The sequence below is a fragment of the Candidatus Rhodobacter oscarellae genome, assembly GCF_001078595.1.
Taxonomy (GTDB): Bacteria; Pseudomonadota; Alphaproteobacteria; order Rhodobacterales; family Rhodobacteraceae; genus Rhodobacter_B; species Rhodobacter_B oscarellae.
In genome coordinates this window covers 2,118,609-2,137,108 of the sequence record NZ_LFTY01000002.1, presented here as the reverse complement: position 1 = coordinate 2,137,108, position 18,500 = coordinate 2,118,609, and the positions used below count along the sequence as shown (strand labels likewise).

At 64.3% G+C, this 18,500-nt stretch carries 14 protein-coding genes; 11 read left to right on the top strand and 3 right to left on the bottom strand.

Annotation, left to right across the window (positions count from 1 at the left end):
- Positions 1-446 precede the first annotated feature (446 nt).
- Positions 447-1,589, bottom strand: coding sequence for an alpha-hydroxy acid oxidase (locus AIOL_RS15045; RefSeq protein WP_049643734.1), 1,143 nt, complete (start codon positions 1,587-1,589; stop codon positions 447-449).
- Positions 1,590-1,718: 129 nt separating this feature from the next.
- On the opposite strand from AIOL_RS15045, the gene AIOL_RS15040 reads away from it, so the two are divergent.
- Positions 1,719-2,159: a hypothetical protein gene (locus AIOL_RS15040; protein ID WP_152912545.1), complete on the top strand. Its 441-nt coding sequence runs from the start codon at positions 1,719-1,721 to the stop codon at positions 2,157-2,159.
- Positions 2,160-2,235: 76 nt separating this feature from the next.
- Positions 2,236-4,590, top strand: coding sequence for an ATP-dependent helicase (locus AIOL_RS15035; RefSeq protein WP_049643732.1), 2,355 nt, complete (start codon positions 2,236-2,238; stop codon positions 4,588-4,590).
- A gap of 146 nt (positions 4,591-4,736) precedes the next feature.
- Here AIOL_RS15035 and AIOL_RS15030 read toward each other — a convergent pair whose 3' ends face one another.
- Both AIOL_RS15030 and AIOL_RS24480 read right to left on the bottom strand, forming a co-directional pair.
- Positions 4,737-6,161 carry a hypothetical protein gene (locus tag AIOL_RS15030; RefSeq protein ID WP_049643731.1) on the bottom strand — a complete coding sequence of 475 codons (1,425 nt, stop codon included), beginning with the start codon at positions 6,159-6,161 and terminating at the stop codon, positions 4,737-4,739.
- Between the two features lie 277 nt (positions 6,162-6,438).
- Positions 6,439-6,648: a DUF1127 domain-containing protein gene (locus AIOL_RS24480; protein ID WP_082152617.1), complete on the bottom strand. Its 210-nt coding sequence runs from the start codon at positions 6,646-6,648 to the stop codon at positions 6,439-6,441.
- Between the two features lie 264 nt (positions 6,649-6,912).
- On the opposite strand from AIOL_RS24480, the gene AIOL_RS15025 reads away from it, so the two are divergent.
- The 9 genes from AIOL_RS15025 to AIOL_RS23980 all read left to right on the top strand — a co-directional run bounded on the left by AIOL_RS15025 (position 6,913) and on the right by AIOL_RS23980 (position 18,077).
- Entirely contained in the window at positions 6,913-7,992 is a 1,080-nt protein-coding gene (locus AIOL_RS15025) for an Mrp/NBP35 family ATP-binding protein (RefSeq protein ID WP_049643730.1), read from the top strand.
- 620 nt (positions 7,993-8,612) lie between these two features.
- Positions 8,613-9,113 (top strand): division/cell wall cluster transcriptional repressor MraZ, encoded by a 501-nt coding sequence (gene mraZ, locus AIOL_RS15020; RefSeq protein WP_082152616.1) that lies wholly within the window; start codon positions 8,613-8,615, stop codon positions 9,111-9,113.
- Between the two features lie 27 nt (positions 9,114-9,140).
- Positions 9,141-10,121 carry a 16S rRNA (cytosine(1402)-N(4))-methyltransferase RsmH gene (gene rsmH, locus AIOL_RS15015; protein WP_049645476.1) on the top strand — a complete coding sequence of 327 codons (981 nt, stop codon included), beginning with the start codon at positions 9,141-9,143 and terminating at the stop codon, positions 10,119-10,121.
- Complete coding sequence (ftsL, locus tag AIOL_RS15010; RefSeq protein WP_049643728.1) at positions 10,118-10,486, top strand: cell division protein FtsL; 369 nt, start codon at positions 10,118-10,120, stop codon at positions 10,484-10,486. Before rsmH ends, ftsL begins: the two co-directional genes overlap by 4 nt.
- Complete coding sequence (locus AIOL_RS15005) at positions 10,483-12,273, top strand: peptidoglycan D,D-transpeptidase FtsI family protein (RefSeq protein WP_049643727.1); 1,791 nt, start codon at positions 10,483-10,485, stop codon at positions 12,271-12,273. Before ftsL ends, AIOL_RS15005 begins: the two co-directional genes overlap by 4 nt.
- 21 nt (positions 12,274-12,294) lie before the next feature.
- Positions 12,295-13,785 carry a UDP-N-acetylmuramoyl-L-alanyl-D-glutamate--2,6-diaminopimelate ligase gene (locus AIOL_RS15000; protein ID WP_049643726.1) on the top strand — a complete coding sequence of 497 codons (1,491 nt, stop codon included), beginning with the start codon at positions 12,295-12,297 and terminating at the stop codon, positions 13,783-13,785.
- Entirely contained in the window at positions 13,782-15,215 is a 1,434-nt protein-coding gene (locus AIOL_RS14995; protein ID WP_049643725.1) for a UDP-N-acetylmuramoyl-tripeptide--D-alanyl-D-alanine ligase, read from the top strand. The genes AIOL_RS15000 and AIOL_RS14995 overlap by 4 nt, the downstream gene beginning before the upstream one ends.
- A 3-nt stretch (positions 15,216-15,218) precedes the next feature.
- On the top strand, positions 15,219-16,340 hold the full coding sequence (gene mraY, locus AIOL_RS14990) for a phospho-N-acetylmuramoyl-pentapeptide-transferase (RefSeq protein WP_049643724.1): 1,122 nt from the start codon (positions 15,219-15,221) through the stop codon (positions 16,338-16,340).
- Between the two features lie 216 nt (positions 16,341-16,556).
- A complete protein-coding gene (locus AIOL_RS23980) occupies positions 16,557-18,077 on the top strand; it encodes a tetratricopeptide repeat protein (RefSeq protein WP_053101289.1) in 1,521 nt (506 codons plus the stop codon).
- Positions 18,078-18,500 lie beyond the last annotated feature (423 nt).

Below are 18,500 nucleotides of genomic sequence, written 5' to 3'. Positions count from 1 at the left end.
CCCTCCGTGTTTTGCAGTTGCAGCATCTCTTATGGTTATTCGCGGAATTGGTAAAGCTGTTTGACCGAAATCGGCTGTTTGTGGGTGAGGCGCGACGGAATGCTTTTAAGAAGCAGTATGCGCGGAGGCTTCGGCCTTTGGCCTGGAGCTGGTGTTTGATCCGGGGCCTCCAACCTGACCCAAGCGCAACCCGGGCAGCGGCCGACCTGGAGGACGCTTGCGCAGCGGTTCTGTTTTGCGAGCGATCTTCGAGAACGCCAGCGTTCCAATGGGTTGCAACGTAGCAAAAGCGGCCTCCTTGGGGGAGGTCGGCCGCTGCCCGAGGCAAGCTCGGGCGGTTGAATTGCTTGGATTCCGTGGCGTCTGGTGTCGGCAAGCGTTGCAGAGGCGTTGCGCTTTAGGCCAGAGGATCACTCCAGTTCAAAGATCGACCATGATCAACCCAGTTACGACGACCGCATCCGCTCCGCCAGGCCCTCGAAGGACGCCAGCCCAAGCTGCCCAAGGTTCGACTTTAGGTCCTCGCGCAGGATATGCACCACATGCGCCGCACCGGCGGCCCCCAAGGCCCCCAGCCCGTAGTGAAACGCCCGGCCCAGCATCACGAAATCCGCCCCCATGGCCAGCGCGCGCATGATGTCCAGCCCGCCGGCGATGCCGCCATCGAAGACGAGCGGGTAGTCCGGCCCCACGGCCTCGCGGATGCCCGGCAGCACCTCGATTGAGGCGGGCGAGCCGTCGAACTGCCGCCCGGCGTGGTTCGAGACCCAGACGGCATCGACGCCCTCGTCCTTCAGCCGCGCCGCGTCCTCGGCCACCAGCACGCCTTTGACCATCATCGGCCCGTCCCAGTGGTCGCGCAGCCATTTGAGGTACTCCCAATCCGGCGAGGTGCGGATCAGGTAGCCGATATGCTTGGTCGAGCTCAGCGCGCCCTTGTCGCCGGTGTAGCTTTCGATGGTGCGCAGCCGCGGCAGGCCGTGGCGCAGCGTGCCCATGGCCCATTCCGGGCGCAGGGCGATCTGCGCCAGGATGCGCGGGGTCAGCTTGGGCGGGGTGGACATGCCGCCGCGCAATTGCCGCTCGCGGCGCGAGGCGACGGGGACGTCCGCGGTCAGCACCAGCGTGCCGAAACCGGCGTCCTTGAAGCGCCGCAGCATATCCTTGCGGATGTCGGGGTCGCGCGGCGGGTAGAGCTGGAACCAGGCGTCGGGGCCCAGATGCGGCCCCACGGTCTCTGGCGTCTGCGCGGCCACGGTGGACAGCGAGTAGGGGATGCCTTCGTCGCGCCCCAGCCGGGCCAGCGTGCGCTCGGCGTCGGGCCACATCAGCCCGGACATGCCCACGGGCGCGATGCCGAAGGGCAAGGGGTAGTCGCGGCCCAGAAGGGTTGTGGAGAGGTCGAACTCCAGCTCTCCCGACAGGATGGCCGGGTCGAACAGGATCTCGTCCAGCTTGGCGCGGTTGCGCCGCACGGTGGCCTCGGTGCCGGTGCCGCTGTCCAGGTAATCCCAGGCGAAACCGGGGATGCGCCGCCGCGCGCGGGCGGCCAGATCAGAGATCGCGGGGTATCGGTTATCAAGGCTCATCCGTTTTCCTCTACCGACAGTTAACAAAGCCGCCAAGCATTTGTGGGAAGTTTTCCTGGTGCTTTCAGCAAATTTTAAGTGCTCTTTGCGTATGGTGACCGCGAACTTGGGTTCAGAAAGGACCGCACCATGCAGGTTTTGCTCGTCACCGATGACCTTCCGCAGCAAGAGGCGATCATGATCCCCTTCATCAAGGCGGGGGTGCTTGTGACCGCCACCAGCAGCCTGAAGGTGGCAGAGGCGTTCATCTCGACGAATGTGGTTGACCTGCTCGTGGCCTCCGAGCGGGTGCGTGGGCGCCTATCCCACAGCACGATCTTGATGGCAGAGCATCAGCATGCGCATCTCTCCACGATTCTCTTGACGGATCGCACCGATCGCGATGCCGAGGAGGTGTTCGAGCTGATTCCCTCGGTTCACGCGTTGATCGGGACCGGTGTTCCGGGCGAGGTGGTTCTGCAGTTTGGGCGGGCCTCGGTGGTCTCAAAGAGCAAGCCCGCGCCGCTCACCTTCTCGTCGCGCTTTGGCCGTGTGGTGGAAGAGGACGCATCGCGGCGCATAGCCGCATAAAATTCGCCGAAACCTCTGCGGAACATAATAAGAACAGCGCTTCCCCTTTCGCGCATGCCACTATATGTTGCGTTCCATGAGTCACTTCGACGAGAGCGATGCGTTTGAAGAGGCCGCGGGGCTGTCACTGTCCGCGCGGGCGATGGCGGCGCGTCCGGCGCCTTATCTCGACGGCCTAAATGCGCCCCAGCGCGAGGCGGTGGAGGCGTTGAACGGCCCGGTGCTGATGCTCGCGGGGGCGGGCACCGGCAAGACGAAGGCGCTGACCACGCGCATCGCGCATCTGCTGAACACCGGCACCGCGCGCCCGAACGAGATCCTGGCGGTGACCTTCACCAACAAGGCCGCGCGCGAGATGAAGAACCGCGTGTGGAAGCTCTTGGGCCAAACCGTCGAGGGCATGCCCTGGCTGGGCACGTTCCACGCCATCGGGGTAAAGCTCTTGCGCCGCCATGCCGAGCTGGTCGGGCTGAAATCGAACTTCACCATCCTGGACACGGACGATACCGTGCGGCTGCTCAAGCAGTTGATCCTGGCCGCGAATATTGACGAGAAGCGCTGGCCGCCGCGGATGCTCTCCTCGATCATCGACAGCTGGAAGAACCGCGCTTGGACGCCCGACAAGGTGCCGGCGGAGGAGGCGAATGCCTTTAACCAGCGCGGGATCGAGCTTTATCACTTGTATCAGCGGCGGCTGTTAGAGCTGAACGCCGTCGATTTCGGCGACCTGCTGCTGCATGTGCTGACGATCTTTCAGAAGCACGAGGACGTGCTGGCGCAGTACCAGCGCTGGTTCCGCTACATCCTGGTGGACGAGTATCAGGACACCAACGTGGCGCAGTATATGTGGCTGCGGCTCCTGGCGCAGGGGCATAAGAATATCTGCTGCGTGGGCGATGACGACCAGTCGATCTATGGCTGGCGCGGCGCCGAGGTGGGCAACATCCTGCGGTTCGAAAAGGACTTTCCCGGGGCCACGGTGATCCGGCTGGAGCAGAATTACCGCTCGACGCCGCACATCCTGGGCGCGGCGTCCGGCGTGATCGAGGGCAATAAGGGGCGGCTGGGCAAGACGCTGTTCACCGAGCTTGACGAGGGCGAGAAGGTTCGGCTGATCGGTCATTGGGATGGCGAGGAAGAGGCCCGCTGGATCGGCGAAGAGATCGAGGCGATGCAGGGTGGCACCCGCGGCTTGGACCCGGTGGACCTGGACGGGATGGCGATCTTGGTGCGCGCCTCGCACCAGATGCGCGCCTTCGAGGACAGGTTTCTGACCATCGGGCTGCCGTACCGCGTGATCGGCGGGCCTCGGTTCTACGAGCGGATGGAGATCCGCGACGCGATGGCCTATTTCCGCGTGGCCTGCTCGCCCGACGACGATCTTGCGTTCGAGCGCATCGTGAACACGCCCAAGCGCGGCGCGGGCGACAAGGCGCAGCAGACGATGCAGCGCATCGCGCGCGGCAATGGTGTGTCGCTGCTAGAGGGCGCGCGGATCGCCGTCGCACAGGGCGAACTCAGCGGCAAGGCCAAGGGCGAGATCGGCAAACTGGTCGATTTCTTCGACCGCTGGCATGTGCACGCCTTGGACAAATCCTACAATCACGTCGAATTGGCCGAGATTATGCTCGATGAGAGCGGCTATACCGAGATGTGGCAATTGGACAAGACGCCCGAGGCCGCCGGGCGGCTCGAGAATCTTAAGGAACTCGTCAAAGCCCTTGATCAGTTCGAGAATCTTCAAGGCTTCCTGGAACATGTCGCGCTGATCATGGACAATGAGACCGAGGGCGAAGGTTCGAAAGTGTCAATCATGACCCTGCATGCCGCCAAGGGGCTAGAGTTTCCTTCGGTCTTCCTGCCGGGGTGGGAGGATGGACTTTTCCCATCTCAGCGCTCGATGGACGAGAGCGGCGTGAAGGGCCTCGAAGAAGAGCGCCGCCTGGCCTATGTCGGCATCACGCGGGCAGAGGCGCTGTGCACGATCAGCTTCGCCGCGAACCGGCGCACCTACGGGCAGTGGCAGTCCGCCATGCCCAGCCGGTTCATTGACGAGTTGCCAGAGGATCATGTGGACGTGCTCACCCCGCCGGGTCTTTACGGTGGTGGCTACGGCGCCGCGGCCCCAACGGTGGAGGCCCGCGCGGCGGAGGCGAATGTCTATAACTCGCCCGGCTGGAAGCGCCTGCAACAGCGCCAGTCGCGCCGCCCGATGTCGCAGCCGCAGGAATCCGGCAATACCGTGATCGACCTCGACGCGATCAGCGCCTTCACCCAGGGCGACCGCGTGTTCCACCAGAAATTCGGCTATGGTTACGTGATGGGGATTGAGGGCGACAAGCTGGACATCGAGTTCGAGAAGGCGGGCGCTAAGAAGGTGATCTCGAAGTTCATCGTGTCCGCAGAGCGCGCGGACGACGTCCCTTTCTAAGGCGAATTCGCATCTTATTCGTCCAATGTGACGGTCCTGTCCGAAAAAGTTAGGAAAATCTTGGCGATTCGTCCCGGATCATAGATCCGGGTGGGAGCCGCGGCTCCAACCCAAAAACTCATAGACGCAACTTGGATGGGTCGCCGCTATTCTTGAAGCGTCGGGTTCCCCGACAGCCAAGTCTCCAACGCGTCGCGTTCTGACTTGGGCAGCACGAAGCCATCGCGCAGCGCGCCCAGCCCCGCTCGGCTCAACCCAAGCGCCACTAGGTCCACAAATTCCGGCACGTCGAAATAGGAGGTATGAATCAGCTCATCCCATTGCAAACTATCGTTTAATTCGCCGCGCAGGTCGGGCGAGACCTTCTCGCCCTGCGCCATGCCCAGGATGCGGCGCACTTTGTTCAGCGTCGAGATCGCGTTGCGGTCGCTATGCCCGCGCAGCGGCGCCGCCACCACTTCCGGCAGGGGCGCAAATTCACGTTTAAAGTCGGGCGGGTTTGCCGAGACCCCGCTGACCTCCTCCGGACCAATATCGTCGCCCCAGCTGCGCTCGCGCACGGACCGCCACACAATGCGATTGATCCAACCGGCCAGCGGATAACCCAGCGCGCCCAGCAGTTTCTTCAGCACCCAAGAGATCAGCCAGACAATCAGGAACACAATCACGGCAATTACAATCAAGGCGACGAGCACAAAAATGGCGAGGAAGGCACCAGGATCGTCGATGGTGACGAAGTCCTCGACAAGGTTGATAAGACCAAGCCCGATGATGGCCACCGCGATGATCTGCACCACAAGGATCGCGGGCTTTAGGAAGCTGGGCGGCACCAGGTCGCCATAGACATGGCGCACGTTGGAAAGCGCGGCGATGGCCTCGTCTTCATTGTGCCATAGGCCCAGCCATTGATGGCCAAACTGTTCTTCCAAGCGCAGCTTGTGCTTGCGGTCAAACCATTTGCGGCGCATGCGCTCCAGGAGCTTGAGCAGCAGGAAAGCCGAGAGGGCGTAGCCCGCCATGACGCCCGCGACGACGTATTCGTGCCCAGCAGAGGTCGCCGTGTCGTAGTCAATCAGCCCAAAGATGACATAAATCACCGCGGCTATGGCCGCGAAGACGCCGGAGACGAAGACAGACAGGCTCTTTTCGCCCATGCGCTGCCACATGCGCTTGTTCGGCGTGTAGTCCATGAAGGGCGTGCCCACCGTGCACCAGCCCATGAGCCCCGGCAGCGTGATGCCGCTGCGCGTCGCGTGTAGCAGCGCGCTGTAGATGACCGAGCCGCCATGGCTATGCCCGATCAGATAGTAGGCGTTGCCCTGCTTTTCTTCCTCTTGCACGGTCTTTAACAGCGCGGCGCCGGCTTTTCGTCGGGCCTCTTCGCTGTTGTCGCCCAAGCCCCACTGAAAGGGCACAGGCTCGGACGGAGTCTTTAGGCGTTCGGCCAGTGCGATCATGAAAGGGCTGCCGATTTGCCACCAGCGGTCCCTTTGCGCCTCATCAGAGCCCGCTCCCGTCCCATGCACTGTTATCAGCTTGGGCGCGGCAGCCGCATCAGTCTCGCCGTCCATGATGTCCCCTCCCGCCTAAACTCGTCACAACGGCGCCTCGCCGGAGCGTGGCACACCGCAAGCCAGCGCTCAAGCCGCATCACGTGGGCCAAAAAAAGAAAACGGCGGCGCCCGGGAGGAGGTGGACGCCGCCGTTTCCGTTAGGTGTGAGCAGGGAGGAGGAGAGCTCACACTTAAAATAAGATGCGGCGACGTCAGGGAGGAGGAGAGACGTCGCCGCTCAGGTTACAGACAGCCCAGGGAGGAGGAGAGGGCGGCCTGATCTGAATTCTGTGTCTTACGAGCCGTTCTGCTTGGCGATTGCGTAGATTTCGCCGCGGGCGATGCCCAGGTCAGACAATTCGCGGTCGGACAGGGCACTTAGCTCTGCAACGGTCGCGCGGATCTCTTTGCGGCGATGCGCGGCGCGGCGCAGGTCGGCAAAGCTGTTGCGCATCTGGTTAACCAGGCGGCTCTCAAAGCGGTGTAGTTCGTCTACAAAGGCCATCGTCGGTACTCTTTATCTTGCTCGGTTGGCGCAGGCGGTGCCAGTTTCTCTCGGCTCTTGTCGCCTGCTGTTGACACCAAGATAGGGTTTTGCTGCGGATGCACAACGGCTAGCTTCGAAATGCTGCTATGCAGCAATTGCATATGTGACCTAGCGTAAAGTTTACGCCACGTTGCGGCATAATAGGGCGCTCTGAGTGTCGCCCCTTGCCCTTTGCGTAAAGAATCACACCTATGGAGTGAAACTTATGCAGGAAATAAAGCCATGGCGGTCAGTGCGGCGGAAATTCGTCAAGTGTTGTCAACAGTTAAGCTGCCGGATGGTGGCGATCTGGTCTCACGCGATGTGGTGCGCGCGCTGTCGGTTGAGGGCGGTCAGGTCAAATTTGTGATCGAATCGCCGGACGCGGATTCGGCGAAATCCTGGTCCGCGGCGCGTGCCGAGGCCGAGCGGCGGGTGGCCGATCTGCCGGGTGTGACCCATGTCTCAGCAGTGCTCACAGCGCATGGCCCTGCTGCGCCGCAGCATAAAGCGCCGCCGCCGGACCTTAAGATCGGCCGCCACCCTACGCCGCAAGACGGCCCCGCGCCAGTCAGCGGCGTCGACCGCATCCTGGCCATCGCCAGCGGCAAGGGCGGGGTGGGTAAATCCACGGTCTCTTCCAATCTAGCCGTGGCCTTGGCCCGGCAGGGTCGGCGCGTGGGCCTCTTGGACGCCGATATATACGGACCCAGCCAGCCGCGCATGATGGGCGTCAACCAGCGCCCCGCCAGCCCGGACGGCAAGACCATCATCCCGCTGAAGTCCCACGGGGTCACGATGATGTCGATCGGCCTAATGGTGGACCCCGACCAGGCGGTGGTCTGGCGCGGTCCGATGCTGATGGGCGCGCTGCAGCAGATGCTGGGGCAGGTGCAATGGGGCGAGCTGGACGTGCTGATCGTGGACCTGCCGCCGGGCACGGGCGACGTTCAGCTGACGCTCTGCCAGAAGACCAAGATGACCGGCGCGCTTGTGGTCTCGACCCCGCAGGACGTGGCCCTTCTGGACGCGCGCAAGGCCATCGACATGTTCGGCAAGCTCAAAACGCCCGTCCTGGGCCTTATAGAGAACATGTCGACCTTTATATGCCCCGACTGCGGCGCGCGGCATGACATCTTTGGACATGGCGGCGTGAAGGCCGAGGCCGAAAAGCTGGGCGTGCCCTTCCTGGGCGAGCTGCCCTTGTCGCTGGATGTGCGCATCGCGGGCGACGCGGGCACGCCGGTCGCTGCGGGCGAGGGGCCAGAGGCCGACGCCTATGCCCAACTGGCGCGCGGATTGGTGGCGGGCGGGATCGCCTAGTCCCTTCATTGGGAAATCATGGGAACGGGAATTCATGGGACAGTGGCCCAATTTGGGCGCGTTGGTGCGAATCAGCGCGCCTGAATCGCATGGTTCTTTACCAAATTCGCGTTGAGCGCTACCGATTTTGCGTGTAATTCGCTCTCCGCGGCGAGTTTTTTGGGAAACTATGGGAAGTTTCGAGCGGGCACAGTGAAACGCTAAATATTGTGGCTGCCGTCGACGCAATTACCACAATATGTGTCGATATTGGAAATTTCGTCGCGATATATTGTGTTCCAGACCCGTTCTGGACAAGATGTTGCCCAAGTTTCCACAAATTTCCTGTTGATTTCCATGAATTCCCATGGCATCCCTGCTTACACGATGAATATGGGCCAAAGGGGCAAACAAGACCCCGATCCAATATAAGTCAGGTTTCATACAGGCACCCGCATTCATCGAACCAAGAGATCCGGCGCGCGGGCGAGCAGACATCCCCCCAGGTGGCGCGCGCAGCTGGACCTACCCGCAAAAGCGGGACGAGGGCGGCGGATTGGAACATGGCAGCATCCAATCCGCCGTTTCCTTTGAAGGGCTAAGGATTTTTTCGGGGGCGAGACAAAAGGGGCCGCGGGACAGTGGCACGGAGGTTCAGAGGCGAGTTCCACCAAAAGGTGGACGGAAAGGGCAGGGTGTCCATCCCCGCTCAGTTTCGCCGTGTGCTGGCCGCCGGAGACCCGAACGCGGACGGCAACGACCCCGAATTTGTCATCGTCTACGGCGACCATCGCCGCTCTTACCTGGAATGCTACACGGTTGAGGCCATCGACGAGGTCGATGACCAGATCAGCGCCCTGCCGCGCGGCTCTGTCGAGCGGCGGATGCTGGAGCGGCTGTTCTCCGGTCAGTCACTGTCCACGAATGTCGATGAAACAGGCCGTCTGGTCCTGCCCGCCAAGTTGCGGCAGAAGATCGGGCTGGACACCGAGGCCTTCTTTATCGCGACCGGCGACACGTTCCAGATCTGGAAGCCCGAGACCTACGAGGCCGAGGAGGTCAGTAAGACCGAGGCTTGGCTTGAAGATTACCCCGATGACTTTGACCCGCTGACCCTGCTGGACCAGCGGCGCGGGGAATAGGCAATGGAGGCCGCGGCGGACGCATTCATGCCAGAGCCACACATCCCTGTATTGTTGCGACCGCTTATGGCGGAGGTCTCGCCGGTCAGCGGCGTCTGGCTGGATGGCACGTTTGGCGCGGGCAGCTATACGCGGGCCCTGCTGGACGCGGGCGCCGATCAGGTGATCGCCGTGGATCGCGACCCCAGCGTGTTTGAGATGGCGCGCTCCTGGGCCGATGATTATGGCGACCGGCTGCGCATGGTGGCGGGCACCTTCGACCAACTGGATGAATACACAGACGAAAAGCTGGACGGCGTGGTGCTGGATCTGGGCGTCAGCTCGATGCAGCTTGACCAGCCGGAGCGCGGCTTTTCCTTCATGGCGGACGGCCCGCTGGACATGCGCATGGGCGATACCGGCCCGAATGCCGCGGATCTTGTGAACGGGCTGGACGAGCAGGAATTGGCCGACATCCTGTTTTATTTCGGCGAAGAGCGCGCCAGCCGCCGCATCGCCCGCACCATCGTGCAGGAGGCCGAAAAGCGTTACATCGGCACCACGCTCGAGCTGGTCGAGATCATCGAGCGCTGCCTGCCGCGGCCCAAGCCGGGCCAGTCGCACCCGGCGACGCGCAGCTTCCAGGCGCTGCGGATCGCGGTGAATGGCGAATATGAGCAGCTTGCCGACGGGCTCTCGGCGGCCGAGCGCGCGCTTAAGCCCGGCGGGCTTTTGGCGGTGGTCACCTTCCATTCCATCGAGGACCGCATGGTAAAGCGCTTCTTTCAGGATCGCGCCGGTCAGGGCGGGCAGGGCAACCGCTATGCTCCCGCCGAGGCGCAGCGGGCGGCGCGCTTTCGCATCAAGACCCGCCGTGCGGTGGGGCCCGACGATCAGGAGCTTGCCGAGAACCCGCGTTCGCGCTCTGCCAAGCTGCGCGTGGCCAGCCGCACCTGCGCCGAGGCCGGCGCGGTCGAGCGCTCGATCCTGGGCATGCCGATACTTCCCAAAAAGGGGGCGCGACGTTGAGATCGCTTCTGTTTTCCGTGTCCATCCTGGCCGTGATGGGGCTGGCTTTTTGGGCCTATCACGAGAATTACAAGACCAAGTCCGCTCTGGATGACGTCAGCGATCTGCGCCGCCAGATTGGCGACCTGATGGAGGAGCGCGCCGTGCTGCGCGCCGAATGGGCCTATCTCAACCGCCCCGACCGGCTGCGCGAGCTGGCGGATCTCAACTTCGATAGCCTGGGCCTGATGCCGCTGCGGCCCGAGCAGTTCGGCCATATCGACCAGATCGCGTACCCGCCGCTGGTGATCGAGGACCCGGTAGAGGTCATGGGCCTGCGCCCAGAGGTGCTCGAGCGGGTCTATCTGCAGAGCATGGTGCCATGACGCGCACGCCCCTGCGCCCGCTGGCGCGTATCCTGTCGGCCCGCCAGAAGGGCGAGAACCCCGACGTGATCGAGCGCGAGAACATCCGCCTGCGCCATGAGGAAATGCGCGAAAAGGCGCGGCAGCGCGCCGAGGGGCGCCTGGTGGTGCTGGCGCTGCTCTTCTTCTGCATCTTCGGTGTGGTGGGCGGGCGCATGGCGACCCTGGCCTCCTCCGAGCCGGCCGAGCCGACGGCGAAGGCCTCGACCAGCCGCATCGTGGCGCAGCGCGCCGACATCGTGGACCGCAGCGGGCGCATCTTGGCCACCAACCTGCGCACGCATTCGCTTTACGCCCAGCCGCCGCATATGGTCGAGCCCGAGAAGGCCGCCCGCGCGCTGGCCAAGATCTTCCCGGATCTGGACGAGGCGCGGCTGATCAAGGACTTCACCGGAAGCCGCAAGTTCCTGTGGGTGAAAAAGAAAATCTCGCCCGAGCAGAAGCAGCTTGTGCATCAGATCGGCGAGCCGGGCTTGCTGTTCGGCCCGCGCGAGATGCGGCTCTACCCCAATGGCAAGCTGGCCGCGCATATCCTGGGCGGCTACGGCTTTGGGCGCGAGGGCGTCTACGCCGCCGAGGTGATCGGCACGGCTGGGGTCGAGAAAGCCTTTGACGATTTCCTGCGCGACCCGGCCGAGCAGGGCCGCCCGCTGGAGCTGTCGCTGGACCTGACGGTCCAGGCGGCGGTGGAGCGCGTGCTTTTCGGCGGCATGCGGCTGATGAACGCCAAGGGCGCCACGGCGGTGATCATGGATGTGCATACGGGCGAGATCGTCTCGATGGCAAGCCTGCCGGATTTTGATCCCAATAACCGCCCCCTGCCGCTGATCGAGGGCGATCGGGCCGACGATCCGCTGTTTAACCGCGCGGTGCAGGGCGTCTACGAACTTGGCTCGACCTTCAAGATCATCACCGCCGCGCAGGGCATGCAGCTTGGCCTGGTGAACGCGCATACCGAGCTGGACTCCCAGTCGCCGCTTGTCTGGGGCAAGTTCAGGATCCGCGAATGGAACAACAAGAATTTCGGGCCGAAGCTGTCGGTGACGGATATGATCGTCAACTCCTCTAACGTCGCCACGGCGAACCTGGCGATGATGATCGGGCAGCAGCGGCAACGCGCGTTCTTCTCAGAGCTTGGCTTTTTTGATCCGACCCCGGTGGAGCTGGTCGAGGCGCCGGGCGCCAAGCCGCTCCTCCCCAAGAATTGGTCTGAAATCGTCACGATCACAACCTCTTACGGGCATGGCATGTCTGCCAGCCCGCTGCATCTGGCCACCGCCTATGCCAGCCTTTTGAACGGCGGCTATCGGGTGAAGCCCACGCTTCTGAAGCGCCAGGGCCCGCTCTTGGGCGAGCGCGTGGTCTCCGAGGAGGTCTCGCGCGCTGCCCGCGACATGCTGCGCCAGGTCGTGACGCGCGGCACGGCCACCTTCGCCGAGGTGCCCGGCTATAAGGTGGGCGGCAAGACCGGCACCGCCGACAAGCCAAACCCCCGCGGCGGCTATTACGAGGACAAGGTGATCGCGACTTTCGCCGGGGTCTTCCCCGCGGACGCGCCGCAATATGTGGTCGTGGTCACGTTGGACGAGCCGGTCGAGACCTCGGGCAGCAAGCCGCGCCGCACCGCGGGCTGGACCGCCGTGCCGGTGGCCGCCGAGATCATTCGCCGCACCGCTCCGCTGCTGGGGCTGCGCCCCGAGATTGAAGCCGCCACCCTAGATGAGCTACAATTGACCAAGAGCAGGTAAACAACACGGGCGGACCGCAGCATGGCTGATCGGGATCGGGCAAAAACGCTCTCGGATTTGGGATTGGCCGCGCAGGCGGGCCGCGAGGTCGGTGTGACCGGGCTGTCGGTGGACAGCCGCACGGTGCGGCCGGGCCATTTATTCGCCGCGCTGCCGGGGGCGCAGGTGCATGGCGGCGAGTTCATTCAATACGCATTGCGCATGGGCGCTTCGGCGGTTCTGACGGATCGCGCGGGGGCCGACATCGCGGCCTCTGAGCTTGCGGCGTCCAGCGCGGCGCTGGTCATCGCCGAGGACCCGCGCCAGGCGCTGGCCTATGCCGCCGCACTTTGGTTCGGCGCGCAGCCCGAAACCATGGTGGCGGTCACCGGCACCAACGGCAAGACCTCGGTCGCCACGTTCACGCGGCAGATCTGGTCGCTCTTGGGCTTGCCGTCGGTGAACCTCGGCACGACGGGGATCGAGGGCGCCTGGGAGGCGCCTTTGGCCCACACCACGCCCGAGCCGATCACCCTGCACCGCGTGCTGGCCGAGACCGCTAGCCGCGACATCCGCCACGCCGCGATGGAGGCCTCCAGCCACGGGCTGGTGCAGCGCCGGTTGGACGGGGTGCAGATCGCCGCCGGGGCCTTCACCAATCTCAGCCAGGACCACCTGGACTACCACACTGATTTCGATGACTATTTCAACGCCAAGGCGGGGCTCTTCCGGCGCGTGGTGGCCGAGGACGGTGCCGCAGTGGTCAATATCGACGACCCGCGCGGGCATGAGATGGCCGATATCGCGATGGATCGCGGCCTGGACCTGATCACCGTGGGCCACGGGCCCGAGGCGAACCTGCGCATCCGGGCGCAGCGCTATGACGGCACCGGGCAAGAGCTGCATTTTGACTGGAACGGGCGGCCGCGCGTGGCACGGCTGGCGCTGATTGGCGGATTCCAGGCCGAGAACGTGCTGACCGCCGCCGGGCTTGTAATCGCCACGGGCTGCGACCCGGCGCGGGTCTTTGACACGTTGCAAGATCTGCAGGGCGTTCGCGGTCGAATGGAGCATGCCGCCACCCGCGCAAATGGGTCGTCGGTTTTCGTGGATTATTCGCACACGCCAGAGGCCCTGCGCACCGCTTTGCGCGCCCTGCGACCCCATGTGCTGGGGCGTTTGGTGGTGGTTTTTGGCGCCGGTGGCGACCGCGACCCCTATAAGCGCCCAATGATGGGCGAGGCGGCGGCCGCAGAGGCCGATGTTCTATTTGTGACAGACGACAACCCCCGCAGCGAGGACCCGGCGGTGATCCGCAAGGCCATCATGGCCGCCTGTCCCGACGCCACGGAGGTGGGCGACCGGGCCGAGGCGATCCTGCGCGGCGTGGACGCCTTGCAACCCGGCGACGCGCTGCTGGTGGCCGGCAAGGGGCATGAGACCGGGCAGATCGTCGGCGACGACGTCTTTCCCTTCGATGATGTCGAGCAGGCCAGCGTGGCCGTGGCGGCGCTTGACGGGCGGCTGGTATGAGCCTCTGGACGGCGCAGGAGGCCGCCGCCGCGACGGGCGGCAAGGCCGGCGGTGACTGGCAGGCGGGCGGCGTGTCTATCGACACGCGCTCCTTGCGGCCAGGGGATCTCTTTGTGGCGCTCAAGGACGTCCGCGACGGGCATGACTTTGTCGCCCAGGCGCTTGAAAAGGGGGCGGCGGCGGCTCTGGTGAGCCGCGATCCGGGCGGTGCGGACCCTGGTAAGCTGTTGATCGTGGAAGATGTTCTTCCGGCGCTGGAGCGGCTCGGCGCCGCGGCGCGCGCCCGCACCCAGGCGCGCGTGATCGGCGTCACCGGCTCGGTCGGCAAGACCTCCACCAAGGAGATGCTGCGCATCGTCCTGGAGCGTCAGGGCCGGACGCATGCCGCCGAGGCCAGCTATAACAACCATTGGGGCGTGCCGCTGACGCTGGCGCGCATGCCCGCCGACGCGGATTTCGCGGTGATCGAGATCGGCATGAACGCGCCCGGGGAAATCGCGCCCTTGGCGCGCCTGGCGCGGCTCGACCTGGCGATGATCACCACCGTCGCCGCCGCGCATCTGGCCGCCTTCGATGACCTGCGTGGGATCGCCGCCGAGAAGGCTGCCATCTTTGAAGGGCTGGAACCAGGCGGGCAGGCGCTACTCCCCGGCGACCTTGAGGTCTCGGATATCCTGCGGCACGCCGCGGAGGCCAATTGTTCGAATTCTGCAAGCTTCGGCGCGGGCGAGTTCGACCATAAACTGACCGATCTGCGCCTGACCGGTGATGCTACCGTTGCTCGCGCCAACATCGGCGGCAACGATGTGCTGTTCAAGCTCTCGGTGCCGGGGCGGCATTTCGCGATGAACGCTGTGGCGGTGCTTTCGGTGGTCGAGATGCTGGGCCTAGACCTGGCCATGGCGGCGCAGGACCTGGGCCGTTGGCAGCCGGTGCAGGGGCGCGGCGTGCGCGAGCGCCGCCTGCTGGACCCGGTGGACCCAGAGCTCTCCTTTGACCTCATCGACGACGCCTTCAACGCCAACCCGACCTCGCTGGTCGCCGCGTTGGAGGTGCTGGCCGCCAGCGCGCCGCGCGACGGGCTGGGACGGATCCAGAAGGGGCGCCGCATCGCGGTGCTCGGCGACATGCTGGAGATGGGGCCGCAGGAGGCCGAGCTGCACGCAGCGCTTGCCGATCAGCCCAGCCTGGAGCTGGTGGACCAGGTGCATTGCGTCGGGCCTTTGATGCGGCATCTTTACGAGGCGCTGCCGCCGCATCAGCGCGGCGAATGGGTCGCGACCGCGCCCGAGCTGGTCGAGCGCGCCGGCGGCCTGATCGACGCCGGTGACGTGGCGTTGGTGAAGGGATCTAAGGGCTCCAAGGTCAGCCTTGTGGTTGACGCGCTACGCAAACTCAGCCATCCGCTGCCCGACGGTAACGAGGGATAACCCATGCTTTACTGGCTCACCGCCTTCTCGGATGGCGGGGACTTCTATAACCTCTTTCGCTACATCACCTTCCGCGCGGGCGGGGCGTTCTTTACGGCGCTGGTGTTCGGGTTCCTCTTCGGGCAGCCGCTGATCAACCTGCTGAAGCGCAAGCAGGGCAAGGGGCAGCCGATCCGCGATGACGGCCCCGAGAGCCACCTGATCAACAAGCAGGGCACGCCCACGATGGGCGGGCTGCTGATCCTGTCGGCGCTGGTGATCTCGACGCTGATGTGGGCGCGGCTGGACAACCCCTATGTCTGGATGATCCTGTTCGTTACGGTGGGCTTCGGCCTGGTGGGCTTTGCGGATGACTACGCCAAGGTCTCCAAGCACACCACGGAGGGCGTTTCGGGGCGGATGCGGCTGCTGATCGGGTTCGTGATCGCGGCGGTCGCGGGCTATTGGGCGATGTACTGGCACGGGGTCAGCGACGTGACGCTGGCCGACCGCGAGGGCTACGACCTGCTGGCGGGCCGGCTGGCCTTCCCGTTCTTCAAGGACGCGCTGTTGAATATGGGCGTGCTGTTCGTGCCCTTCGCGATGATCGTGATGGTGGGCGCGGCGAACGCGGTGAACCTCACGGACGGGCTGGACGGGCTGGCGATCATGCCGGTGATGATCGCCGCCGGGGCGCTGGGGGTGATCGCCTACGCGGTGGGCCGGGTCGACTACACGCAGTATCTGGACGTGCATTACGTCCCCGGCACGGGCGAGATTCTCGTTTTCGTAGCGGGGCTTATCGGCGGCGGCTTAGGCTTTCTGTGGTACAATGCCCCCCCCGCGGCGGTGTTCATGGGCGACACCGGGAGCCTGGCCCTGGGCGGCGCGCTGGGCGCCATCGCGGTGGCCTCCAAGCACGAGATCGTGCTGGCCATTGTCGGCGGGCTCTTCGTGGTCGAGGCGTTGTCGGTGATCATCCAGGTGCTCTACTTCAAGCGCACCGGCAAGCGGGTCTTCCTGATGGCGCCGATCCACCACCACTTCGAGAAACGCGGCTGGCAGGAGAGCCAGATCGTGATCCGGTTCTGGATCATCTCGCTGATCCTGGCGCTGATCGGGCTGGCGACTTTGAAGGTCCGGTGAGGGCGGATGGGGTGGAACCCCATCCTACGGTTACCCGAAAGTTAACGCAGCGGGCGCGTAAGGCCCGTTTCGCGGGCTAAGTCCCTATTTTGAAGGGAAATTCCCGGTCGGCAAAACGTCGGCAAAACGTCGGCTTTGCGTATGGCACCCTGTCGGGCTTCTCAAATTCACCCAGGGTGGTATCCTGTCCGCATTCACATTTGCGGATTGACCGAAATGAGTTTCTTCACCAAATACGCGCCGCACCTGGCCGGGGTCGCCGCGATCGCGGCGGTGGCGGGTCTGGCCTTCCCAACGATTGACTTCGTGCGGGACCTGTTCGCTGAACCGGAAGCCGGTCCTGCCCCGGTGGTGGTCGTGTCCGAAACGCCCGGCGAACCCATGGTCACCATGACCCTGGAGCAGTTCGAGGAACGGCAGCGATACCTGCGCGCACAGATCGAGGCTGAACTGGAACAAGCGGATGGCGAGCGCCGCGCGCAGCTTCAAAATGAACTCGCCGTTATTCAGCAACGCATGCAGGAAACCGAGGCGGCATATGCCGAGTCAGTGCAGCGCCTTGAAGACCTGCAACAAAAGCTCGATGAATTTGAAGGCAGCGTGCCAGAGGAGCGCCTGGCAGAGGCAAGTGACCTCTTGGCGATGGGCGAGACCGGGCTGGCGGATGAGATCTTCGCCGAGATCGAACTGGCCGAGCAAGAAGCGGTGGAGCGCGCGGCGACGGCCGCCTTCGCCCGCGGCGAGATCGCCGAGCAGGACATCCGCTGGCATGACGCGGCGGAGCATTACACCCGTGCGGCTCGGCTTGATCCCGATTGGGATAACCTAAAGAATGCACGGGAGTTCACGGGCAAGACCGGGGATTATGCGCTGTCGTTTCAACTCGGTGTCGAATTGCTCGATTGGGCAAAGCTGAACGGGACGCAGGAGCAACAGTCAATCGCGCTCAACGAACACGGAATCACACTTCAGCGTTTAGGCCAATACCACAAAGCTGAGGAGCTATTTGTCCAAGCGCTTGACATAGATAAGGCGACGATTGGCGAGGTGCATCCGAACTATGCTACGGGCCTGAACAACCTTGCGTTGGTGGTCCGGACGCAGGGGCGGTATGCGGAGGCCGAGGAGCTTTACCGCGAGGCGCTGGAGGTCGACAAGGCGACGATTGGCGAGGCGCATCCGAGCTATGCTACGGGCCTGAACAACCTCGCGAATGCGGTTCGGGCGCAGGGGCGGTATGCGGAGGCCGAGGGGCTTTTCCGCGAGGCGCTGGAGATCGGCAGGGCGACAATTGGAGAGGCGCATCCGCACTATGCCACCCACCTGAGCAACCTTGCGTCGGTGGTCGAGGCGCAGGGGCGCTATGCGGAGGCCGAGGGGCTTTTCCGCGAGGCGCTGGAGATCGGCAAGGCGACGATTGGCGAGGGGCATCCGGACTATGCCAGCCGCCTGAACAACCTCGCGGCGGCGGTCGAGGCGCAGGGGCGGTATGCGGAGGCCGAGGGGCTTTACCGCGAGGCGCTGGAGATCACCAAAGCGGCACTTGGTGAGGCGCATCCGGCCTATGCCATTCGCCTGAGCAACTTGGCGGGCGTTCTGGTGAAGCTCGGGCGGCGGGAAGAAGCCGGGCCAATGTATGAGCAGGCCTTGGCGATCTTTACAGAAGCGCTTGGGTCGGAGCATCCCAACACCAAAACCGTGCAAGGGAATCTCGACGCATTCCGCGCGGGGGAATAGTTTAAGCGGACCGGTGGCGGACGGGGTTGAGCTGGAGCGGACCTATGAGTTCAAGCGCATCGTCCCGTCAACGCTTGCCGACACCAGATGCCACGGGACTCACACAGAGCGACCGCCCAGCTTGCCTGGGCAGCGGCCATTCGGTCATTCGCTCGAACCGGTGGCGCTGAATGACCTCATTCCCCCCGGAGGCCGCTTTGGCAACGTTGCGACCCATTGGAACGCTGGCGCTGTCAGTGATCGCTCGCAAGACAGAACCGATGCGCAAGCGACCTCCAGGTCGGCCGCTGCCCGCGTTGCGCAATGTTCGAAGTGGACTCTGTAGGGTGCGCGCTTGCACGCACCGCCCTTCAGAGAGAATGCCCGCTTCAGGCACCACCCAGCACCCACGCCACCGCCTGACAGCGCTTTCCCTTCGCGCCC

Bases quoted from the DNA above. Each gene is read 5' to 3' on its own strand.
- AIOL_RS15030 (WP_049643731.1), bottom strand. From the start codon at position 6,161: ATGGACGGCGAGACTGATGCGGCTGCCGCGCCCAAGCTGATAACAGTG.
- AIOL_RS23980 (WP_053101289.1), top strand. From the start codon at position 16,557: ATGAGTTTCTTCACCAAATACGCGCCGCACCTGGCCGGGGTCGCCGCG.
- AIOL_RS15045 (WP_049643734.1), bottom strand. From the start codon at position 1,589: ATGAGCCTTGATAACCGATACCCCGCGATCTCTGATCTGGCCGCCCGC.
- AIOL_RS15035 (WP_049643732.1), top strand. From the start codon at position 2,236: ATGAGTCACTTCGACGAGAGCGATGCGTTTGAAGAGGCCGCGGGGCTG.
- AIOL_RS15025 (WP_049643730.1), top strand. From the start codon at position 6,913: ATGGCGGTCAGTGCGGCGGAAATTCGTCAAGTGTTGTCAACAGTTAAG.
- mraY (WP_049643724.1), top strand. From the start codon at position 15,219: ATGCTTTACTGGCTCACCGCCTTCTCGGATGGCGGGGACTTCTATAAC.
- AIOL_RS15000 (WP_049643726.1), top strand. From the start codon at position 12,295: ATGGCTGATCGGGATCGGGCAAAAACGCTCTCGGATTTGGGATTGGCC.
- AIOL_RS15005 (WP_049643727.1), top strand. From the start codon at position 10,483: ATGACGCGCACGCCCCTGCGCCCGCTGGCGCGTATCCTGTCGGCCCGC.
- AIOL_RS15040 (WP_152912545.1), top strand. From the start codon at position 1,719: ATGCAGGTTTTGCTCGTCACCGATGACCTTCCGCAGCAAGAGGCGATC.
- AIOL_RS14995 (WP_049643725.1), top strand. From the start codon at position 13,782: ATGAGCCTCTGGACGGCGCAGGAGGCCGCCGCCGCGACGGGCGGCAAG.
- rsmH (WP_049645476.1), top strand. From the start codon at position 9,141: ATGCCAGAGCCACACATCCCTGTATTGTTGCGACCGCTTATGGCGGAG.
- AIOL_RS24480 (WP_082152617.1), bottom strand. From the start codon at position 6,648: ATGGCCTTTGTAGACGAACTACACCGCTTTGAGAGCCGCCTGGTTAAC.